This window comes from Kitasatospora sp. NPDC057965, assembly GCF_042887135.1.
Classification (GTDB): Bacteria; Actinomycetota; Actinomycetes; order Streptomycetales; family Streptomycetaceae; genus Kitasatospora.
In genome coordinates this window covers 90,480-111,927 of sequence record NZ_JBHVPZ010000027.1, presented here as the reverse complement: position 1 = coordinate 111,927, position 21,448 = coordinate 90,480, and the positions used below count along the sequence as shown (strand labels likewise).

Genomic DNA, 21,448 nt, shown 5'->3' with positions numbered 1-21,448 from the left:
CGTCGGGCTCGTCTCCGCCGAGGTGCAGCCGTCCGCGCCGGCGACCGGCCCCGCCGCGCCGCCGCGGCCGACCGGCCCGACGACCCCGGCCGCCCCACCCCCGCCGCCCGCGGCGGGCCAGGGCCCGGGCGGATCGGCGGGCACGACGGGCACCACGGGTACCGCGCCGACGGCCACCGGGACCGCGGCCGACCCGGCGCCCCGGCCCACCACGACCACCCCCAGCCCGCCGCCCGGCGGCGGCAACCACTTCGGCCCCACCCAGGTGCTCCCCTCCCCCAGCCCCTCGGCGTCCCTCTCCGAGGAGGAGTACTGGCAGCGGGCCGAGCAGTGCTGGGCCGCCGCCGAGACCGACCCCACCCTGAACTGCCCCACCTCCTGACGCCGGAAGGCCCGCCGGCCCCGGACCGTGCGGACGGTCCGGGGCCGGCGGGCCGACGGGCGGGGGCGCTGGTGCGTCAGATGTGGACCGCGGGGCCGGCGTCGGTGGTGCCGCGGCGGGTCAGCAGACCGAGCACGGCGGCGGCGAAGGCGACCACCGAGGCGACCGCGAAGGCCAGCGACATGCCGCTGACGAAGGAGTCGTGGACGGCCCCGGCCATCGCGTCGACCACCTGCTGCGGGGTGCCGGCCGGCGCCGGCGGGGCGAGGCCGAGCTGGGCGGCCTGGTTGAGGCCCTCGGACTGCGCCGGGTCCACCGGCGGCAGGCCCGCGTCGGCCCACTTGCCGGGCAGCGTGTCCTTGACCCGGGCGGCCATCAGCGCGCCCAGCACGGCGGTGCCGAGACTGCCGCCGACCTGCATCGCGGACTGCTGGAGTCCGCCGGCGACGCCGGAGAGCTCCAGCGGCGCGTTGCCGACGATGACCTCGGTGGCGCCGACCATGACCGGGCTGATGCCCAGGCCCATCAGCACGAACCAGAGCGCCATCGCGCCGTTGCCGGAGCCGGCGTCCAGGGTGGACATGCCGAACATCGCGGTGGTGGTGATCAGCATGCCGGCCACGATCGGGATCCGCGGGCCCAGCTTGCCGATCGCGATCCCCGCCACCGGCGAGCCGATGATCATCATGCCGGTCATCGGCAGCAGGTGGACGCCCGCCTCGACCGGCGTCATGCCGTGCACGTTCTGCAGGTAGAAGGTGACGAAGAAGATCGCGCCGAAGAACGCGAAGGCCATCAGCACCATCAGCAGGGTGCCGGCCGACAGCGGCACCGAGCGGAACAGGCTGAGCGGGATCAGCGGCTCCTTGGCGACCCGCTGCCAGAACGCGAAGGCGGTCATCAGCAGCACCGCGCCGCCGAGGAAGACCACCGTGGAGACGTCGCCCCAGCCCCACTCGGGGGCCTTGATGATGCCGAAGACCAGCGCGAACATCGCCGCCGAGAGCAGCACGATGCCGGGGACGTCGAAGGACTTGGCGGCGTTCTCGGAGCGCACGTCCCGCAGGATCCACAGGCCGAGGGCCAGCGCGATCAGGCCGACCGGGATGTTGATGTAGAACACCGACTCCCAGTTGACGTGCTCGACCAGCAGGCCGCCGACGATCGGGCCGGCCGCGGTGGAGGCGCCGATCACGCCGCCCCAGATGCCGATCGCCATGTTGAGCTTCTCGGCCGGGAAGGCCCCGCGCAGCAGGCCGAGCGCGGCCGGCTGGAGCAGCGCGCCGAACAGGCCCTGCAGGACGCGGAAGAAGATCACCGTCTGGATGTTCCCGGCGAAGCCGATCGCCGCCGAGGTCGCGGCGAAGCCGACCGCGCCGACCAGGAAGGTGGTCTTGTGGCCGAACCGGTCACCGATCTTGCCGGCGGTGATCAGGAAGACCGCCAGGGCCAGCAGGTAGCCGCTGGTCACCCACTGGATCTCGGAGGGCGCGGCCTTGAGGTCGGCCTGGATGACCGGGTTGGCGATCGCGACGATCGTGCCGTCCAGGGCGACCATCATCACACCGACGGCGACGGTGAGCAGGGTCAGCCAGGGGTGTCCCTGGAGGCTCCTCCCGCCCGGTGGCGTGCCCGGCGGCGATGCGTCCGCCGTGGCGCTCTTGGTCAGGGACTGGCTCATCTGGGCCCTCCGGGGGGCTGGCTGCGAGCGGACGTGGAAGTGGCGCCCCGGCCCACCCGTCCCCACGAGTTGCCCGGCCTGAGGGCGCCACCCAGGGACATTATGTCAGTCACTGACATTCGGCAAACGCTGACTTCTGCATGCTTCTGCCATTTGTCAGATCGCTACAGTAGCCTCCACAGCACCCACCCGATCACCGTCCGGAAGGCCCCCGCCATGGCCGCTCAGCCCGCTCCCCCCGCCCCCGTCCAGGAGCCCGGTCTGCGCGCCCGGAAGAAGCAGCGCACCCGCGACGCCCTCATCGAGGCGGCCCACCGGCTCTTCCTCGGCCAGGGCTTCGCCCGCACCACCGTCGACGAGATCGCCGCCGCCGTCGACGTCTCGCAGCGCACCTTCTTCCGCTACTTCGCCAACAAGGACGAGGTCGCCCTCGCCGTCCTCGCCGAGGCCGAGGACCACTTCATCGAGCAACTGCGGGCCCGCCCCGCCGAGGAGACCCCGCTTCAGGCGCTGCGCGCCGCGATCGTCGGCTCCTGGCGCGAGCTCGGCGCCGACCGGGACACCGGGCCCTCCTCGGTGACGGCCGCGCTGGAGCTGATCCGGATGATCGAGAACACCCCCACTCTGTTCGCCGCCCATCTGCGCCGGTCCGCCGAGCAGGAGCGGCTGGTGGTCGGGATCATCGCCGAGCGCGAGGGCCTCGACCCGGCCGAGGACCTGCGCCCCGCCGTGCTCGCGGCGGCCTTCGGCGGCGTGCTGCGCGCCGCGCACCTGTCCTGGAGCGCCGACCAGGACGACACCGGGCCGGAGGGCATGATCACGCTGATCAACCGCCATCTGGACCTGCTCGCCCCGGCCCTCGCCGGCGGCTGGAGAGCCTGACCTCATACCCGGGTACTACACCGGGACCGGGACCCGAGGGGGACGCCGGCCGCACCGCACCTCCCTAGGCTGGCCGGATGCCCAAGCCACCCCCCGGGCCGGCCCCGGACGGTCCGGTGCGCGCGCTGCTCGCCCCGCTCACCCGCCCGTCCGCCGACCACACCCCGCTGCTCGCCCAGGCCACCCGCCGCTGGGTCCGCCTGCTGCCGTACGTCCTCGCCGCGGTCGCGGCCGTCGCGCTGCTGCCGACCGGCATCAACGTGCTGGTCAACGACTACGGGGTCGACGCGGGCCTGGCCGCCGCCCTCGCGATCACCCAGACCGCGCCGCTGCTGCTCGCCGTCACCCGGCCGCTGCCCGCCTGGTGGATGGCCGCCGGCGGCGCCCTGCTGACCTCGCTGCTGATCCTCGCCACCGGCCGCGGCGCCACCGCCTCCGGGGTCGACGGCCCCTGGCCGTGGCCGCCGCCCAGCATCGTCGGCCACCTCCTGCTGATGCTGCCGCTCGCCCTGCGCGAGGCCCGGCGCACCCTGGTCGCGGTCTGGCTGGTCACCGCCGCGGCGAGCCTGGCGCTGTCCGTCGTCGGCCTGGCCGGCGACTTCGGCGGCGACAACAGCCTGCTCGCCACCGCCCTCGCGGGCGTCGTCCTGGTGCTCGGCGGGGCGCTGCGCGAACGCGCCGAGGCCCGCCGGCTGCTCGCCGAACAGGAGCACATCAGCGAGGCCGAACGCGAGCGGCGCACCCTGCTGGAGGAACGCGCCCGGATCGCCCGCGAACTGCACGACGTGGTCGCCCACCACATGTCGGTGATCGCCGTGCAGGCGGCCAGCGCGCCCTACCGGATCACCGGCGTCCCGGCCGAGGCGGCCGAGGAGTTCACCGCGATCGCCGGCACCGCGCGCGAGTCACTGGCCGAGATGCGGCGGCTGCTCGGGGTGCTGCGCAGCGAGGAGTCGGGCGCCGAGAAGGCGCCGCAGCCGGGTGTCGGCCGGCTCGCCCAGCTGGTCGACACGGTCCGCCGGGCGGGTGTGTCCGCCGAGCTGACGCTCGCCCCGGAGCTGGCCGACGACCCGCTGCCGCCGGCCGTCGGCCTCTCCGTCTACCGGATCGTCCAGGAGGCGCTGGCCAACGTGGTCCGGCACGCCCCCGGCGCACCGACCTGGGTGTCGCTGGCCGTCGCCGACGGATCCCTGCTGGTCACCGTGGTCAACGCGGCCCCGCCGGTGCGCGGCGAGTCGCTGGAGGCGTCGGTCGAGGGCACCGGCCATGGGCTGGTCGGCATGCGCGAGCGGATCCGGCTGCTGAACGGCCGGCTGGACACCGGGCCGCTGCCGGACGGCGGCTTCAAGGTGGCCGCCGTCCTGCCGCTGGCCGGTCTGACGGATACTCGGTCGGACGACAGCCGGCCGGGCGGCCCCGCGTCCGAGGGAGCCGGACGGGCCGCCGGCCGCACCGCAGACGCCCCCGGGGAGAGCACCGTATGACCATCCGCGTGATCATCGTCGACGACCAGGCGATGGTGCGGGCCGGATTCGCCGCCCTGCTGAACGCGCAGAGCGACATCGACGTGGTGGGGGACGCCGCGGACGGCGCGCAGGGCCTGGAGGTGAGCGGCCGCACCCACCCGGACGTCGTGCTGATGGACGTCCGGATGCCCGTCATGGACGGCCTGGAGGCGGCCCGCCGGCTGCTGGACCCGGCCGTGCCCGGCGCGCACCGCCCCAAGGTGCTGATGCTCACCACCTTCGACGTGGACGACTACGTCTACGACGCGCTGCGGGCCGGCGCCAGCGGCTTCCTGCTCAAGGACGCTCCGCCGGACGACCTGATCGCCGCCGTCCGGGTGGTCGCGGCCGGCGAGGCGCTGCTCGCCCCCTCGGTGACCCGGCGGCTGATCGAGGACTTCGCCCGGACCAGGCCGGCCAAGCGGCGCGACCCCAAACTGCGGCTCAACGGGCTGACCCCGCGCGAGACCGAGGTCCTGGAGCTGATCGCCCGCGGCCTGTCCAACCAGGAGATCGCCGCCCGGCTGGTCCTCGCCGAGCAGACCGTGAAGACCCACATCGGCCGGATCCTGGCCAAGCTCGACCTGCGCGACCGCGCCCAGGCGGTGGTGCTCGCCTACGAGTCCGGCCTGGTGACCCCGGGCCAATGAGGCGCTCCCCCGGCCCCGGTGGGGCCCTCCCCCGGGGGCAGGCCCCCTGATACCCGGGTAGCACCCGGCAGTTGGCCCCGCGGTGTGATGTCCGCGGGGCCGTCCCGTTCCTACCGTCCTTCCCGTCAAGCCGAACCGGCCACGAAGGGAACGGACATGACGAGGAACCGGATCAGCCGCGCGGCGGCCGCCGCCGCGCTGGCCCTGGCCGCGGTGCTGGGGGCGGGCGGCTGGGCCGCCGGCGGCGAGCGCGCGGTGACCGGGCCACCGCCCGGGGCCGCCGCCTGGGTCGCCGACACCGCCCTCGGCCTGCCGCTGCCGGACCCCGCCACCGCCTCCCCCGCCGCGGTGGCCGCCTTCTTCGCCGGGCTGGCGCCCGCCGCCCGGGAGGACCTGGCCGTCCGCCACCCGCTGGTGGTCGGCAACCTGGACGGCGCGCCCGTCGAGCTGCGCTACCGGGCCAACGCCCGGGCCGTCGCCGAGGAGCGCGAGCGCGCCCTCGCCCGGGCCGTCGACCCGGCGCTCACCGCGCAGGACCACGCCGCCGCCCGGGAACGCGCCGAGCGCTACCGCACCCTGCTCGACCCGGCCGCGCCCGGCGGACCCCGCCGCCTCCTCGCCTTCGACCCGCGCGGCCGCGGCCAGGTCGCCGAGGTGTTCGGCGACCTCGCCGGCGCGCGGCGCACCGCTGTCGTCGTCCCCGGCTCCGACATCGACCTGCGCACCTTCGACCGCGCCGGCGACCCGTACGGCACCCCCGTCGGCATGGCCCGGGCGCTGTCCGACGCGACCGGCGGGCGCACCGCGGTGATCGCCTGGGCCGGCTACACCACCCCGCTCGGCCTCGGCCCGGACGCCGCCACCGAGACGCTGGCCGCGGCCGGCGCCGAGCGGCTGACCCGGCTGCTGGACGGACTCGCCGTCAGCACCCGGCCCGACGCCCCGGCCACGGTCTTCTGCCACAGCTACGGCTCGGTGGTCTGCGGGCTGGCCCGGCCCGGCCCGCGGCAGGCCTCCGGTGTGGTGGTGCTCGGCTCGCCGGGCCTGGGCGTCGAGTCGGCCGCCGACCTCGACCCGCGCGTCCCGCTCTGGGCCACCGCCCGCAACGGCTCCGACTGGATCGGCAACGTGCCGCACGTGCGCCTGTTCGGCCTCGGCCACGGCGCCGACCCGACCGACCCGGCCTTCGGCGCCCGCCCGCTGCCGTCCACCGGCTCGCACGGCCACACCGGCTACTTCGCCCCGGGCACCGCCTCGCTGGCCGCCTACGCCGGCATCGCCCTCGGCCGCTGACCCCCCCGCCGAGACCCCCCGCCCCCGTACCGCGCGAACGGAGACCCCGTCATGACCGGCTCCCTGCTCACCCCGCTGCACCGGGCCGCCCGCCAGGTGGATGCCCGCACCCCCGAGAGCCGTGACCGCGCCCTGGACGGCCTGCGCGCCCTCGCCCTGCTCGCCGTCCCGGTCGGCCACTGGCTGCTCGGCGGCTTCACCCGCTCCGCCGACGGCGCCCTGCACAACGCCAGTCCGCTCTCCTCGCCCGACCTCGGCTTCTTCGCCCCGCTCAGCTGGGGGCTGCAGCTGCTGGGCGTGTTCTTCCTGGTCGGCGGCCACTCGGCGGTCCGCTCGCTGGAACGCGCCCGGGCCCGGGGCGTCGGCCACGCCGGCTGGCTGCGCGGCCGGGTGGTGCGGCTGCTGCGCCCGGTGCTCGGGGTGGCCGCCGTCTGGGCGCTGCTGATCCCGCTGCTGCCGCGCCTCGGCGTCCCCGCCGACACCGTGCGCACCGGCTCGACGCTGGTGGTGCAGCCGCTCTGGTACATCGCGGTCTACCTGGGCCTGACCGCGCTCACCCCGCTCTGCGCGGCCCTCGCCCGCCGGCTGGGCGGCTGGTCGGCGGGCCTGCTGCTCGGCGCGGTCGCCGTCGTCGACCTGCTGCGGTACGGGCCGTGGGCGCCGTCGATGCCGTCCTGGCTCGGGCTGCTGAACATCCTGCCGGGCTGGCTGTTCGGCTACCAGCTGGGCGTGCTCTGGGCCGGGGGCCGGCTGGGCCGTCCGGCGGCGCGGCTGCTGCTGGCCGGCGGCGGAGCGCTGTTCGCCGTGCTGCTGCTGGTCTTCCACTACCCGGCGTCGATGGTCGGCGTGCCGGGCGCGGAGCGCACCAACTCGCACCCGCCGTCCCTGCTGGTGCTCGCGCTGGCCGCGGTGCAGTGCGGCGCCGCGGTGCTGCTGCGCGAGCGGCTCGGCCGGCTGCTGGCGCGCCGTCCGCTGCTCTGGCTGCCGGTGGTCGCGGTGAACCTCTCGGCGATGACGATCTTCTGCTGGCACCAGAGCGCGATGCTCGCGGTCGCCGTCCCGGGTGCGGCCGCCTTCGGCTCGGTGCCGGGGCTGACGGTGGCTCCGGACTCGCTCGGCTGGGTCGCGCTGCGGCTGGCGCTGCTGCCGCTGTTCGGCGCCGCGCTGGTCGCGATCGGGTGGTTCACCCGGCGCTTCGACGGCCCGTGGACGGGCTTGTCGCGACCGGCCAGGGCGGTGGCCGGCGCGGGGGCGGCGTTCTTCGCCGCCTACGCGCTGGGTGTCGTCTGACGCACCCGGGCGGGCGATGCAGCGGGCGACGTGGCGCGCGGGCGCGGACCGGCGGGTCCGCGCCCGCTTCCGCGCCTCCGGGCGCCCCCGCTCACCCGCTCTGCGGACCCGCCGACGCCGAACGCAGTGACTCCGCATGCGGACCGACACCCACCGTGATGGCCTGTGGCTGTCGGCGACCGGGCACCGCCCCGGCGGCCGTTCCCCCTTTCCCCGCCCGGAGTTCCGAGCCGGACGGCTCCCGTTCCCCCGTTCGAGGAGTTCCATGTCCCTGTCCCCGCCACGGCCCGGCCGGCGCCTTCCGACCGTGCTCGCCACCGCCGTGGTCTGTGCGCTGACCGCCGGCACCGCCCTGACCGCCGTCGCCCCGGCCGCCGCCCACGGCCCCGGCGGTCACGACACCCCCGACGGCCCGGCCGCCACCGCACCCAAGGTCGCCGATCCCCGGATGCTCGCCGAGCTGCGCGACGACGAGGTCGCCGCGCTCGGCCAGGAGCACGCCGAGGAGCACGCCCGGATGCGCGCGGCCGTCCGCGGCATCGGCGACTACCCGCAGACCACCCGCACCAACCGGCTGAACGCGCTGACGGAGTCCCAGGCCACCCACAACAAGGGCTTCGCCCCCGCCACCTTCGGGACCTTCAACGAGTACTTCCCCTCCCCCGACTTCGGCGACCACGTCGCGCTGCTGCCCACCGGCAAGGTGCTGCTGTTCTCCTTCGAGCGGATCGAGACCAACCCGGAGAAGGAACCCGCACCCACCCAGACCACCGGCCGGGAGAACGCCGGCCGGGCGTTCCTCTGGGACCCGGCCAAGGGCTACGGCAAGGACGCCTTCAAGCAGGTCACCCCGCCCACGGTCAACATGCCCGACGGCCTGGACCAGCCCCGCCCGGCACCGTTCTTCTGCGCCGGCCACTCCTTCCTGCCCAACGGCATGCTCGGCGTCTTCGGCGGCAACCTCGGCGGCAACGGCGGCACCGGCGCCAAGCTCTCGCTGATCTTCGACCCGTGGACCGAGACCTGGACCCGCAACCCCGACATGTCCGTCGGCCGCTGGTACCCCACGGTGGTGACCGGCGCGGACGGCCGGCAGCTGATCATGTCCGGCCAGTCCGAACTCGGCTGGGGCACCCCCACCCCGGTGGTCGAGCGCTTCCCCGCCAAGAACTACCCGGTGCCCTCGCTCAAGTCCCAGACCCCGGTGAACACCCCCGTCGACCGGCTCAAGGCCGACGCCCCGTTCACCCTGGACTACCCGCACCTGTTCTCGCTCAACGACGGCAACGTCTACGGCTTCGGCCGGCAGGCCGCCGAGCAGTGGAAGTTCGACCCGGTCGCGGAGTCCCGCAGCGACCTGACCGCCCGCCCGGACGGCCGCAAGCGCAACTACGGCTCGGCCGTCCTGCTGCCCGGCGGCGTCAACGGCCCGGACTCCGCGCTGATCCTCGGCGGCGACCGCGACAACCCCAGCACCCTGCGCTTCTCCAACGGCAGCTGGACCGCCGAGAAGTCCCGCGCCTTCGGCCGCACCCAGGACGACACCCTGCTGCTGCCCAACGGCCGGCTGATGACCGTCAACGGCGCCTACGACATCCGCGACTACGGCAACGGCCCGTACAACCCGAACGCCGACCTCAAGTACCGCCAGGTCGAACTCCGCGACGACCAGGGCAACTGGCAGCTCGGCCCGGTCCAGCGGCTGCCGCGCGGCTACCACTCCAACGCCGTGGTGCTGCCGGACGGACGCGTCATGGTCACCGGCGACGAGCTCCAGCAGCTCGCCAACAACCCGGACATCGACGGCACGGTGAGCGGCATCCCCGGCACCACGGGCCCGGTCACCATGAACGGGACCATCGAGATCTACGAGCCGGCCTACCTCCACCAGGGCGACCGTCCGGTCCTCACCGGAGCGCCGGCCACGCCCATCGGCTACGACCAGACCTTCCTGGTCAACACCTCCACCCCGGAGCGGGTCGCCAAGGCGGTGCTGCTCTCGCCCACCACCTCCACCCACTCGATCAACACCAGCCAGCGCCACCTCGACCTGCGGCTCAGCAGCCGGGCCGGCAGCCGGCTGGAGTTCCAGGCCCCGCCGGACGCCAAGGCCGCCCCGCCCGGCTGGTACCTGCTCTACCTGCTCAACGACCAGGGCGTGCCCTCCGTCGCCAAGTGGATCCAGCTCACCGCCTGACCCCGCACCCGAAAGGAACCCCACCCCCATGGCAACGGATCTGTTCCTCCGCGACAGCGAGGAGATCCAGGGCGACATCCTGGCCGGCTTCAAGAAGGACCACGTCAGCGTCCTGTTCCTCAAGTTCGAGGACGCGACGCTGGCCCGCGGGTGGGTGCGGCAGCTCACCCCGCAGATCGCCACCACCCGTGAGGTCGCCGCGTTCAACGAGGCCTTCAGCGAGGCCCGCAGGACCTCCGGCGGCGACGACCCCAAGACCCTCAAGGCGACCTGGCTGGGCGTCAGCTTCACCTACGAGGGCCTGCGGCTGCTCTCCGACACCGACCCGTTCGCACAGCCCCCGCCGGTCGGCACCGGTCTTGAGGCGTTCAAGGAGGGTTCGGCCAAGCGGGCCGGAGCACTCGGCGACACCGGTGAGAACTCCCCGGCGAACTGGCTGTTCGGCAACGGCAAGAGCCAGCCGGTGCACGCCGTGCTGAAGATCTCCGCGGACACCGAGGCGGACCTGCGGACGGCGATCGAGGAGCAGCGGATCGCCGCCGCCGAGTCCCGGGTGCTGATCGTCTACCAGCAGAACGCGCAGACCCTGCTCGGCAGCCGCCGCGGCAAGGAGCACTTCGGCTTCAAGGACGGCATCAGCGAGCCGGGCGTCCGGGGCTTCGACCCGCCCGACCCGGGCCGGCCCGAGGAGGTCGCGGGCCACCCGGGCACCCGGATCATCCCGGCCGGAGAGTTCGTCTGCGGCCAGGAGAACGCCCCGGGGAGCTTCGCCAAGGAGCAGTACCCGGGCTGGACGGTGGACGGCTCCTTCCAGGTGGTGCGCCGGCTCGCCCAGGACGTCCCCGGCTGGTGGTCGCAGGTCTCGGTCAAGCTGAAGGAGCTCCGGCTCGCCAAGGCCGTCCCGGACGCCGCGACCACCGAGTGGCTGGCGGCCCGGATGGTCGGCCGCTGGCGCTCCGGCGCCCCGGTCTGCCACTTCAAGGACCATGACGTCCCCAACAACCCCGTCGCCGCCTCGGACAACGACTTCGACTTCCGGGACGACCCGGAGGGCCTGGTCACCCCGCTCTGGTCGCACCTGCGCAAGACCAGCCCGCGGGCCGGCCTCCAGGTACCCGGCCCCACCGACCCGCCGCTCGACGCCAAGGAGCTCGACGGCCGCCGGATCATGCGCCGCGGCACACCGTACGGGGCGCCGTTCGACCCGGCTTCGGAGGGCCCCGGCGGGCCCGACGACCCGCGCGGCCTGCTGTTCGTCTGCTACCAGGCCGACATCGCCCGGCAGTTCGAGTTCATCCAGGCCGACTGGATGGACGAGCCGAACTTCCCTCCCGGCCGCACCCCGCAGCCCGGCAAGGACCCGGTCACCCAGCCGGCCGACGACGTCGACTTCGAGAGCGAGGAGCCGGACGGCACCGTCAAGCACACCCCGCTGAGCTTCGCCCAGTTCGTCCGCACCACCGGCTCGGTGTACGCCTTCATGCCCTCGCTCAGCACCCTGCGGGGGCTCGCCGACGGACGGCTGGTCGGCCCCGACCGGACCGCGACGGGCGGCCAGGGCAGCGGGCAGAGCGGCGGGCAGAGCCAGACGCAGGCCCAGCAGGGCGGCCAGGCCACGGCCCCGGGCGGTCCGGCCTACCCGTGCGACGAGATCCTGCCCGTCCCGGACCAGTGGCGGCGGGCCGGCCAGAGCCAGTTCTGGGTCTGCCACGGCGCCGACTACCGCAAGATCGCGGTGGCCGACGGCTCCGCCCACGGCGACCGGGTGGTCAAGGGCGACACCCCGCTGAGCGCCCACCCCTGCTTCCAGGGCATCGGCCGGATCGACTGCGTCCTGCCGATGGCCGACCTCCAGGACCCCGGCGGCAAGAGCTGGTACTGGGTGTTCCACAGCACCGGCGGCCGGCAGCAGTACCGGGCGGTCTCGATCAGCGCTGGCAGCCGGCACACCGGCACGCTGGAGCGCACCGACCGCGACCTCGGCCCCTGGGCCTCGCTGAACGGCATCGACCGGGTGGACTGCTTCCTCGCCGTACCCGACCAGCAGCGGGTGAACGGCCGGAGCTGGTACTGGGCCTTCCACACCACCGGCGGCCGGCAGCGCTACCGGCTGATCTCGGTCGCCGACGGCACCGGGCACCCCGACACGCTGGAGCGCACCGACCGGGAGCTCTCCCAGTGGAGTTCGCTGAACGGCGTCGCCGCGGTGGACTGCTTCCTGCCCGTCCCCGACGCCCAGCGGATCGGCGGCCGGAGCGAGTACTGGGTGTTCCACGGTGACAGCTACCGGCGGATCTCGGTCGCCGACGGCAGCGGCCACCCGGACCGCCTGGTCAGCGGATCGCGCTCGGCCTCGGCCTGGAACTCGCTGCTCTGAGCCGGGCCCCGGGCCCACCGTCCGCGCTCCCGCGACCACCCGGCCGCGGGAGCGCGGCGGTGCTCGCGCGAACGATCAGGACGCATCCCGGACACTCCCGGTTCATGTGATCCATCCCACAGTTTGAGCCGCGCTCAGCGCGCCTCCTGGCCCCTAGGCTTGCGCTGGGAAATTGGCAGTCGTACCGCCCTCCGGGCCCCGTCCGGGATCGGTGACGGGACTCTCGGGGAGTTGAGGCGATGCGCCGTCGGCGGTGGAAGCACGTCCTGATCGGCGCCTTCGCGGGTGCCGCCGTCCTCGCCGACGCCGGCGCGGCGGCCGCCCAGGCCGCGGCCGCGACCGAGCAGTTGGCCATCTCCACCCCGCCGGCCGGCAGTGCCGCCTGGGTCGAGGACCACTCCTACGGGCACGACCTGCCCGACCCGGCCACCACCGCCCCGGCCGCCGCGGCCGAGTTCTTCGCCCAGCTCCCCCCCGCCGAACTGAACCGGCTGGTCGAGGCCTACCCGCTGGTCGTCGGCAACTTCGACGGCGCCCCGCTCGCCGTGCGCTACCGGGCCAACCGGATCGCGCTCGCCGCCGAGCGCGACCACGCCCGGGCCCGCGCCACCGACCGCACTCTCACCCCCGAGCAGCACGCGCTCGCGATCTCCCGGGCCAACGACGTGCAGAGCCTGCTCGCGCCCGGCCGGCAGATCCTCGCCTTCGACCCGCGCGGCCGAGGACTGCTCACCGAGGTCTGGGGCGACCTCGGCAGCGCCGACCGGGTCGCGGTGCTCGTCCCCGGCTCCGACGCCGACCTCGGCCACTTCGACCAGGCCGTCGAACCGCTGCGCTCCCCCGCCGGCATGGCCCGGGCGCTGTACCAGGAGGAGCGGCGGCAGGCCCCCGGCACCCGCACCGCGGTGGTCGCCTGGACCGGCTACGTCACCCCCTCCGGCCTCGGCCCCGACGCGGTGACCTCCCGGCTCGCCGACGTCGGCGCCCCCCGGCTGCGCCGGCTGCTCGCCGGGCTCAAGGAGACCACCCGGCCGCAGGCGCCGCCCGCGCTGTTCTGCCACTCCTACGGCTCGGTGGTCTGCGGCACCGCCGCACCGGACATCCCGCGGGCCGCCGCCTCGCCGGCCGACACCAGCGGGATCACCGACCTCGTGGTGTTCGGCTCCCCCGGCATGGGCGTGGAGAGCACCTCGGAGCTGGGCGCGGGCGTGCACGTCTGGGCCACCCGCAACGAGACCGACTGGATCGGCAACGTGCCGTACCTGGAGGTCGGCGGGCTCGGCCACGGCGCCGACCCGACCTCGCTGGACTTCGGCGCCGAGCGGATCTCGTCGGCCCGCTCCGCCGGTCACAACGGCTACTTCGCCACCGGCACCGACAGCCTGCACAACTTCGCGGCCGTCGCCCTCGGCGCCTATGGGGCCGTGGTCCGGCCCGCCCCGGAGGCCTGACGCCGGACGGCCGGCACGGGACGGCCCCGGGCGCCGCACGGCCCGGGGCGCCGCACGCTAGCGCGGGTCCCCGTAGAGCCGCAGGGCCTCGGCGGCGGTGCGGCCCATCTCCCGGCGCGCGGCCGGCGGGGAGAGCACCTCGGCGTCCGCGCCGAACGCGAGCAGCGCCCGGACGGCCGGCAACGACTGGAAGCCGAGCGTGAGTTCGACCCAGTCCTCGGGCGCCCCGCCCCCGCTCTCCGGCGGCGGGGCGGCCAGCCGGGTGCCGTGGATCCGGACGAACATGTCCAGCCGCCCGCGCCGCACCCGCACCTTCACCAGCAGCTCCCTGGGCAGCCGCTCCACCTGCTCGCGCAGCACCGTCCAGACGTCGCCCAGCCCCACCCCGGGCCGCCGGCGCACCGGCTCCTCCGAGGTCTCCGCGTACAGCACCCGGTCGGCCCGGAACAGCCGCGGCTCGCCGTGCAGATCGGCCACCAGGTACCAGACCGCGGCCTTGCTGACCAGGCCGTACGGGTCCACGGTGTACTCCACCGGCGCCGGCGTGCCGCTGTGCCGGTAGCGCAGCCGCAGCCGGCGGTCGGCGAACACCGCGTACTGCAGCTCGCCCAGATCCGGTCCCGGCGGCGCACCCGCCTGCAGCCAGCGCGCCGGGTCGACCAGGACCCGCTCGCTGATCCGCTCGGCGCCCGGCCGGTGCGGGGCGGGCAGCGCGGCCATCACCTTGCGCAGCGCCGAGCCGAGCGCGCCGTCCAGCCCGAGGTCGCTGTGCGCGCCCTGGGCGGAGAGCACGAACAGGGCCCGCGCCTCGTCGGCCGTCAGACCGCTGACGTCGGTGCGGTAGCCGGGCAGCAGACTGATGCCGCCGTGCCGGCCGCGTTCGGTGTAGACGGGCACGCCGGCCGCCGAGAGCGCCTCGACGTCGCGGTAGATGGTGCGGACCGACACCTCCAGCCGTTCGGCCAGTTCGGTGGCGGGCACCCGGCCGCGGGTCTGGAGCAGCAGCAGGATCGAGAGCAGGCGGTCGGCCTTCATGGCACGAGGATCCCAAGAATCATGACGACGGTTGTCAGGTTTTACCGGGAGATTGCCTGCCGACAGGAAAACCCTTCCGCACCTTGGAGCCGATACACCTCATGGACACCACCCAGGACCCGCGCCCGCTGTACCTGCTCGCCCTCGACCAGCTGGAGAAGCTGCTCGCCGAGGTCCGGCCGGAGGACCTGGACCGGTCCACCCCGTGCGCCGAGTACGACCTGCGGGCCCTGCTCGGCCACGTGGTCGGCGGGATCCACCGGTTCGCCTACACCGGCGAGGGCGGGCTCTCCCTGGACGTCGCCGCCGCGACCGGCGGGGTTCCCGACGACGGCTGGCCGGCCGCGCTCGGCCGGGCCCGCGCCCGGGTGACCGCCGCCTGGGCGGAGGACACCAAGCTGGACCGCCCGACCTCGGTGCCCTGGGGCGAGGTGAGCGGCCGCGACGCGGTGGGCGGCTACCTCCTGGAGACCGTCATCCACTCCTGGGACATCGCCCGCGCGCTCGGCACCGGCCTCCCGCTGGACGAGCGGCTGGGCGAGACGGCGCTGGCGATCGCCCGGGTCGCGCTGCCGGCCGAACGGCGCGGCGGCGGCGTCCCGTTCGCCCCGGTCCAGCCCGCCCCGGACGACGCCGACGTCTACACCCGGCTCGCCGCCCACTCCGGCCGCGCGGTCTGACACACCGCCCTCAGTGGCTCGGCGCGCACCGCTCCAGCCGCCCGGTGTACACGTCGATCTTGTGGTCGAGCACGGCCAGCGTCGCGTGCAGGTCCGCGATCTGCTGCCGCACCGCCTCCCGGTGGGCGAGCAGCAGGTCGCGGCGGTCCGCGGAGGTGCGCTCACCCTGCCGGGCCAGCTCCACGTACCGCAGCATGTCGGCCACCGGCATCCCGGTCAGCCGCAGCCGCCCCAGGAAGGCCAGCCGGTGCAGGTCGCCGTCGCTGTACCGGCGCTGGCCCGAGGCCGAGCGGTCCACCGGATCGAGCAGGCCGATCCGCTCGTACCAGCGCAGGGTGTGCGCGGTCAGCCCGCTGGCCTCCGACACCTCGCCGATGGTGTGCCGCGGCCTCCGGTCGGGCGCGCCGGCCGGATCCCGGAACACCTCCCAGCAGGAACGCAGTTCGGTCTCGAACGATGCGAGTTCGGTCATGGTCGGTCCCCCGGTGATGAACGTGACAACAGAACCAGCGCCTGGGCGCGCGCTCGAAGCGAGCGTGCCGCCGTCAAGCCTGCCATCCCGCCGGGCCCGCCGGCCCGGTTAGAGTCGGGCCCCATGGAGAGCTTGCGGAAGATCGAGACCTGGCCGGTGCCGCACGCGGCGGCGGCCGTCGTACGGGGCGCGGACGGCGCGGTGCTGGGCGCGCACGGGCCGCAGGACCACCTGTTCCCGCTGGCGTCGGTGACCAAGCTGCTGACCTCCTACGCCGTGCTGGTCGCGGTCGAGGAGGGCGTCTTCGAACTCGACGACCCGGCCGGGCCGGAGGGCTCGACCGTGCGGCACCTGCTGGCCCACACTTCGGGCCTGGCCTTCGACGAGCACAAGGTGATGGCCGCGCCCGGCAACCGCCGGCTCTACTCCAACGCCGGCTTCGACGTGCTCGCGCAGACCCTGGAGCGGGCCGCCGGCATCGAGTTCGGCCGGTACGCCGCCGAGGCCGTGTTCCAGCCGCTCGGCATGCACGCCACCCTGATCAACACCGCGCACCGCTCCCCCGCCGGCGCCGGCGGCCTGTCCACCCTCGCCGACCTCACCCGGTTCGCCGCCGAACTCCAAGCGCCCAAGCTGCTCGACCCGGGCACCCTGCGCGTCGCCACCCGCGAGGTCGCCTTCCCGGGCACCAGCGGGGTGCTGCCCGGCTTCGGCCACCGCCGGCCGAACGACTGGGGCCTCGGCTTCGAGATCCGCGACAGCAAGGCGCCGCACTGGACCGGCACCGCCAACTCCCCGGCCACCTTCGGCCACTTCGGCCAGTCCGGCACCTTCCTCTGGGTGGACCCGCAGGCCGGCGCGGCCTGCGTCGCGCTCACCGACCGGGACTTCGGCCCGTGGGCCGCCGAGGTCTGGCCGGCCCTCAGCGACGCCGTCCTCGCCGAGCTCTAGCCGCCGGGCGCCGTCAGCCGTACGAGACCGGCGAGTGCATCTCCCACAGGAGCAGCTCCGCGCCGCCCTCGCCGGCCGTCGGCGCCGCGAAGGCGTCCCCGGTGATCCGCACGCTGTCGCCGGGGACCATCGAGCGGCCCCCGCCCTGCGGCCCGGGCACCGTCCGGTAGCCGAGCGAGCCGGCCGTCAGGTGCGCGTAGCGGTAGGCGGCGGCCGGCAGCTCGGGCAGCGGCTGCCACGGCCCGGCGGTCACCAGCCACAGCGCGGCGTCACCGCGCCGCAGCCGCAGCGCCTGGCTGCCGGCGTCCCGTTCCAGCCCGGAGGCGAGCAGCGTCAACCCGTCGGCGGCGCGCTCCACCCCGCGCAGCCCGTACGCGGGGGGCGCGTCGAAGACGTCGGGCTGGAGCCACATCTGGACGAAGCGGACCGGGCCGTCGGCGCCGCCGACGTTGCGCTCGGTGTGGGTGACGCCGGAGCCGGCGCTCAGGTGCTGGACCATGCCGGGGCGCACCACCCCGCCGTGCCCCTGGGAGTCCCGGTGGGCGAGCGCGCCCTCCAGCACCCAGGTGAGGATCTCGGTGTCCCGGTGCCGGTGCTCGTCGAACCCGGCGCCGGGGGCGAGGAGTTCCTCGTTGCACGCGAGCAGCGCGCCGAAGTGGGTGTTCTTCGGGTCGTAGTGCCCGGAGAAGGAGAACGCGTGCCGGGTCTCGACGCCCTCGGCGGGCGTCGAGCGGTAGCGCTCGGCGGTACGGCGCAGATCGGCGCGGGGGCGGGCGGGGGCATCGGTCACGGGACCACCGTAGTGGCAGTCCTGACGGGTGTGACCGTCACCACCCGGCCCGTCCGCCGGGCCCTGTGCACGAGCAGTCACTCCGGTGAGGCAGTCTTGTCCCTGTGCCAGCCGCTTCCGCGAACTCCAAGAGCGATCCGACCGCCGATCCCGACAAGAACGGGAAGAGCCCGACCCCGGGCGCCGGGAGAGACCGGCCCGGACGGGCGGCGCCGCGCCTGACCGCGCAGGAGCGCCGGCTCGCCGCCGAGCGCGCCGAGCGCCGGGCGGCGACCCTCAAGCGACTGGAGAAGTCCTCCGGCAAGCTCGCCTCGGCCGCCATCGCCCGGATGGACGACCAGCTCGGCTGGTACCGGCGGATGCCGCCGGAGCACCGCTCCTGGATCGGCCTGGTCGCCCAGGCCGGCATCGCCGCGTTCACCGAGTGGTACCGCAAGCCGGACGCCCCGCAGGCGATCTCCACGGACGTCTTCGGCACCGCGCCGCGCGAGCTGACCCGGGCGATCACCCTGCGCCAGACCGTCGAGCTGATCCGCACCACCATCGAGGTGATGGAGGAGGCCATCGAGGAGGTGGCCGCCCCGGGCGACGAGGCCGACATGCGCGAGTCGGTGCTGGTCTACGCCCGCGAGATCGCCTTCGCCACCGCCCAGGTGTACGCCCAGGCCGCCGAGGCCCGGGGCGCCTGGGACGCCCGGCTGGAGGCGCTGGTGGTCAACTCGCTGCTCTCCGGCGACGCCGACGAGGGCGTGCTGTCCCGGGCCGCCGCGCTCGGCTGGGGCCAGCCGAGCCAGGTCCGGGTGGTGATGGGCTCGGCTCCGGACGGTGACAGCGAGCTGGTGGTCGAGGCGATCCGCCGGGCCGCCCGGTACGCCAAGCTGCACGTGCTGACCGGGGTGCTGGGCAAGCGCCTGGTGGTCGTGGTGGGCGGCGAGAAGGAGCCGGTGCACGCGGCCCGGGCGCTGATCGGCCAGTTCGCGCCGGGCCCGGTGGTGGTCGGCCCGACGGTGCCGGACCTGCTCTCGGCGACCCGCTCGGCGCACGCCGCCGCGGCCGGCCTGCGGGCCTGCGCGGCCTGGCCGGACGCGCCGCGGCCGGTGCTGGCCGACGACCTACTGCCGGAACGGGCGCTGGCCGGCGACCAGGCGGCCCGGCAGCAGCTGGTGGAGGAGATCTACACACCGCTGGACGAGGCGGGCTCGGCACTCCTGGAGACCCTGAGCGTCTACCTGGAGCAGGCCTCCTCGTTGGAGGGTGCCGCCCGGATGCTCTTCGTCCACCCAAACACGGTGCGCTACCGGCTCCGACGTGTGACCGACGTCACGGGCTACGCGCCTTCCGACGTACGTTCGGCGTTCACCCTGCGTATCGCACTGGCGCTGGGCCGGCTCATGGCCGCCGGAGAGTCAAGCTGACCACGCTGTAGGGACCTTACAATCCCGGATGCTTTTCTTCGTTACCGTCGCCTACCCGCCCCCGGGCGCCTGGCGAGAGAGGGTTGAACCGTGCTCGTAATCGTCGCCCCTGGACAGGGTGCCCAGACCCCCGGTTTCCTCAGCCCTTGGCTGGAGCTCGACGGTGTCGCCGACCGCCTGCAGGGCTGGTCGGAGGTCGCCGGGCTCGACCTTGTGCGCGCGGGAACGGAGGCGGACGCCGAGGAGATCAAGGACACCGCCGTCGCCCAGCCGCTGCTGGTGGCGGCCGGCCTGATGACCGCACGTGCGCTGTTCCCGGACGAGGACGCGGCCCGTGCGCTGGTCGGCGCCGTCGCCGGCCACAGCGTCGGTGAGATCACCGCCGCGGCCGGTGCCGGCGTGCTCAGCGCACGCGACGCGCTCACCTTCGTGCGTGAGCGCGGCCTCGCCATGGCCGAGGCCGCCGCCGCCACCGAGACCGGCATGAGCGCCGTGCTCGGCGGCGACCCGGAGGTCGTCGCGGCGAAGCTCGCCGAGCACGGCCTGACCCCGGCCAACAACAACGGCGGCGGCCAGATCGTCGCGGCCGGCACCCTGCCGCAGCTGGACGCGCTGCGCGCGGACCCGCCGGCCGGCGCCCGGCTGATCGCGCTGAAGGTCGCGGGCGCGTTCCACACCTCCCACATGGCTCCCGGTGTCGAGCGGCTGGCCAAGCTGGCCCCGACCCTGCCGGTCGCCGACCCCAAGGTCGCCTACGTCTCCAACCAGGACGGCGAGGTCGTCGCCTCCGGCGCCGAGGTGCTGAGCCGGCTGGTGTCGCAGGTCTCCAACCCGGTCCGCTGGGACCTCTGCATGGAGACCCTGCAGCGGCTCGGCGCGACCGCCGTCATCGAGCTCGCCCCGGCGGGCACCCTCACCGGACTGGTCAAGCGCAACCTCAAGGGCGTGGCGACGCTTGCCCTCAAGACCCCCGCCGACCTGGACAAGGCCCGCGAGCTCGTCGCGGAGCACGGCGGGCAGGAGCAGGAGCAGCAGGCATGAGCGACACCCCCCAGATCACACCGGTGACCGGTGCGCAGTACTCGCGCATCCACGGCGTGGGCGGCTACCGCCCGGTCCGGGTGATCCCGAACGCCGAGGTGCTGACCTGGATCGACTCCTCGGACGAGTGGATCCGCACCCGCAGCGGGATCGCCGAGCGCCGCTGGGCCGGCCCGGAGGAGTCGGTCGCCGAGATGTCGGTGCAGGCCGCCGGCAAGGCGATCGCCCAGGCGGGGATCGACCCGGCGCGGATCGGCGGCGTGATCGTCGCCACCGTCTCGCACCTCAAGCAGACCCCGGCGATCGCCACCGAGATCGCCGAGCGGCTCGGCTGCGGCACCGCCCCGGCCTTCGACATCTCGGCCGCCTGCGCCGGCTTCGGCTACGGCCTGAGCCTGGCCGACGGCATGGTCCGCGGCGGCAGCGCCGAGTACGTGCTGGTGATCGGCGTGGAGCGGCTCAGCGACCTCACCGACACCTCGGACCGCTCGACCGCGTTCATCTTCGGCGACGGCGCCGGTGCGGCGATCGTCGGCCCGTCCGACACCCCCGGCATCGGCCGGGTCATCTGGGGCTCGGACGGCTCGCAGAAGGACGTCATCTCGCAGACCGAGGCCTGGGACACCGCCTTCGCCAAGGAGGACGCCGTCAACGGCGCCGGCGAGGAGATCAAGTGGCCCGCGCTGCGCATGGAGGGCCAGACGGTCTTCCGCTGGGCGGTCTGGGAGATGGCCAAGGTGGCGCAGCAGGCGCTGGACGCCGCCGGGATCACCGCCGACCAGCTCGGCGCGTTCATCCCGCACCAGGCCAACATGCGGATCACCGACGCCATGATCAAGGCCCTCAAGCTGCCCGCCACGGTGCCGGTCGCCCGTGACATCACGGAGACCGGGAACACCTCGGCGGCGTCCATCCCGCTGGCGATGGAGCGCATGCTGGAGAGCGGCGAGGCCCGCAGCGGCGACCTCGCCCTGATCATCGGGTTCGGGGCGGGTCTCGTGTACGCCGCCGCAGTCGTTACGCTCCCCTAGGCGTTTTCGCCCGATCCACCCGCAAACCTGCGTCCGTCCGCCGGGCGGCCGCATTCAACACCGAAGAGGAGCAGCCAGTATGGCTACCAAGGACGAGGTTCTGGAAGGTCTCGCCGAGATCGTCAACGAGATCGCCGGCATCCCGACCGAGGACGTCGAGCTCGACAAGTCCTTCACCGACGACCTGGACGTCGACTCGCTGTCCATGGTCGAGGTCGTCGTGGCCGCCGAGGAGCGCTTCGACGTCAAGATCCCGGACGACGAGGTCAAGAACCTGAAGACCGTCGGCGACGCCGTGGACTACATCCTCAGCCACGCCTGAGCG

Annotated in this window: 18 protein-coding genes and 1 pseudogene; 15 read left to right on the top strand and 4 right to left on the bottom strand. The window is 74.6% G+C overall.

The window, feature by feature from the left end:
• Positions 1–382, top strand: a pseudogene (locus tag ACFVVU_RS29740) (hypothetical protein); the annotation flags it as partial.
• A 76-nt stretch (positions 383–458) separates the two neighbouring features.
• Here ACFVVU_RS29740 and ACFVVU_RS29735 read toward each other — a convergent pair.
• On the bottom strand, positions 459–2,063 hold the full coding sequence (locus ACFVVU_RS29735; RefSeq protein WP_380715493.1) for an MFS transporter: 1,605 nt from the start codon (positions 2,061–2,063) through the stop codon (positions 459–461).
• Positions 2,064–2,279: 216 nt separating this feature from the next.
• Between ACFVVU_RS29735 and ACFVVU_RS29730 the strand changes: the two genes are divergently transcribed.
• The 8 genes from ACFVVU_RS29730 to ACFVVU_RS29695 all read left to right on the top strand — a co-directional run bounded on the left by ACFVVU_RS29730 (position 2,280) and on the right by ACFVVU_RS29695 (position 13,708).
• On the top strand, positions 2,280–2,945 hold the full coding sequence (locus ACFVVU_RS29730) for a TetR family transcriptional regulator (protein WP_380687240.1): 666 nt from the start codon (positions 2,280–2,282) through the stop codon (positions 2,943–2,945).
• A 77-nt stretch (positions 2,946–3,022) separates the two neighbouring features.
• Positions 3,023–4,429, top strand: coding sequence for a sensor histidine kinase (locus tag ACFVVU_RS29725; protein WP_387793347.1), 1,407 nt, complete (start codon positions 3,023–3,025; stop codon positions 4,427–4,429).
• Complete coding sequence (locus tag ACFVVU_RS29720) at positions 4,426–5,100, top strand: response regulator transcription factor (protein WP_355371213.1); 675 nt, start codon at positions 4,426–4,428, stop codon at positions 5,098–5,100. The genes ACFVVU_RS29725 and ACFVVU_RS29720 overlap by 4 nt, the downstream gene beginning before the upstream one ends.
• Positions 5,101–5,256: 156 nt before the next feature.
• On the top strand, positions 5,257–6,393 hold the full coding sequence (locus ACFVVU_RS29715) for an alpha/beta hydrolase (RefSeq protein ID WP_387793345.1): 1,137 nt from the start codon (positions 5,257–5,259) through the stop codon (positions 6,391–6,393).
• 51 nt (positions 6,394–6,444) lie between these two features.
• Positions 6,445–7,683 (top strand): acyltransferase, encoded by a 1,239-nt coding sequence (locus ACFVVU_RS29710; RefSeq protein WP_387793343.1) that lies wholly within the window; start codon positions 6,445–6,447, stop codon positions 7,681–7,683.
• Between the two features lie 265 nt (positions 7,684–7,948).
• Positions 7,949–9,880 (top strand): galactose oxidase-like domain-containing protein, encoded by a 1,932-nt coding sequence (locus ACFVVU_RS29705; protein ID WP_380684294.1) that lies wholly within the window; start codon positions 7,949–7,951, stop codon positions 9,878–9,880.
• Positions 9,881–9,908: 28 nt separating this feature from the next.
• The gene (locus ACFVVU_RS29700; protein WP_387793340.1) at positions 9,909–12,257 is read left to right on the top strand and encodes a Dyp-type peroxidase; all 2,349 of its coding nucleotides are present in this window, start codon (positions 9,909–9,911) and stop codon (positions 12,255–12,257) included.
• A 239-nt stretch (positions 12,258–12,496) separates the two neighbouring features.
• Positions 12,497–13,708 (top strand): alpha/beta hydrolase, encoded by a 1,212-nt coding sequence (locus ACFVVU_RS29695; RefSeq protein WP_380684292.1) that lies wholly within the window; start codon positions 12,497–12,499, stop codon positions 13,706–13,708.
• 57 nt (positions 13,709–13,765) lie between these two features.
• On the opposite strand, the gene ACFVVU_RS29690 is transcribed toward ACFVVU_RS29695, so the two are convergent.
• Positions 13,766–14,743, bottom strand: a complete 978-nt coding sequence (locus ACFVVU_RS29690) for a helix-turn-helix transcriptional regulator (protein ID WP_380684291.1) — start codon at positions 14,741–14,743, stop codon at positions 13,766–13,768.
• Between the two features lie 101 nt (positions 14,744–14,844).
• On the opposite strand from ACFVVU_RS29690, the gene ACFVVU_RS29685 reads away from it, so the two are divergent.
• Positions 14,845–15,423 carry a TIGR03086 family metal-binding protein gene (locus tag ACFVVU_RS29685; RefSeq protein WP_380684290.1) on the top strand — a complete coding sequence of 193 codons (579 nt, stop codon included), beginning with the start codon at positions 14,845–14,847 and terminating at the stop codon, positions 15,421–15,423.
• A gap of 10 nt (positions 15,424–15,433) precedes the next feature.
• Here ACFVVU_RS29685 and ACFVVU_RS29680 read toward each other — a convergent pair whose 3' ends face one another.
• Positions 15,434–15,895, bottom strand: coding sequence for a MerR family transcriptional regulator (locus ACFVVU_RS29680; RefSeq protein ID WP_380684289.1), 462 nt, complete (start codon positions 15,893–15,895; stop codon positions 15,434–15,436).
• Positions 15,896–16,018: 123 nt separating this feature from the next.
• Here ACFVVU_RS29680 and ACFVVU_RS29675 point away from each other — a divergent pair, with 123 nt between their 5' ends.
• Positions 16,019–16,846 carry a serine hydrolase domain-containing protein gene (locus tag ACFVVU_RS29675; protein WP_387793337.1) on the top strand — a complete coding sequence of 276 codons (828 nt, stop codon included), beginning with the start codon at positions 16,019–16,021 and terminating at the stop codon, positions 16,844–16,846.
• Between the two features lie 13 nt (positions 16,847–16,859).
• Here ACFVVU_RS29675 and ACFVVU_RS29670 read toward each other — a convergent pair whose 3' ends face one another.
• Positions 16,860–17,636: a pirin family protein gene (locus ACFVVU_RS29670; RefSeq protein ID WP_387793335.1), complete on the bottom strand. Its 777-nt coding sequence runs from the start codon at positions 17,634–17,636 to the stop codon at positions 16,860–16,862.
• Positions 17,637–17,854: 218 nt separating this feature from the next.
• Here ACFVVU_RS29670 and ACFVVU_RS29665 point away from each other — a divergent pair, with 218 nt between their 5' ends.
• From ACFVVU_RS29665 to ACFVVU_RS29650, 4 genes are all read left to right on the top strand, one after another.
• Positions 17,855–19,051, top strand: a complete 1,197-nt coding sequence (locus ACFVVU_RS29665; RefSeq protein ID WP_380684295.1) for a PucR family transcriptional regulator — start codon at positions 17,855–17,857, stop codon at positions 19,049–19,051.
• Between the two features lie 90 nt (positions 19,052–19,141).
• Entirely contained in the window at positions 19,142–20,092 is a 951-nt protein-coding gene (locus ACFVVU_RS29660; protein ID WP_380684286.1) for an ACP S-malonyltransferase, read from the top strand.
• Entirely contained in the window at positions 20,089–21,123 is a 1,035-nt protein-coding gene (locus ACFVVU_RS29655; RefSeq protein ID WP_380684285.1) for a beta-ketoacyl-ACP synthase III, read from the top strand. The genes ACFVVU_RS29660 and ACFVVU_RS29655 overlap by 4 nt, the downstream gene beginning before the upstream one ends.
• A 79-nt stretch (positions 21,124–21,202) precedes the next feature.
• Positions 21,203–21,445 (top strand): acyl carrier protein, encoded by a 243-nt coding sequence (locus ACFVVU_RS29650; protein WP_344325330.1) that lies wholly within the window; start codon positions 21,203–21,205, stop codon positions 21,443–21,445.
• Positions 21,446–21,448: the final 3 nt, after the last annotated feature.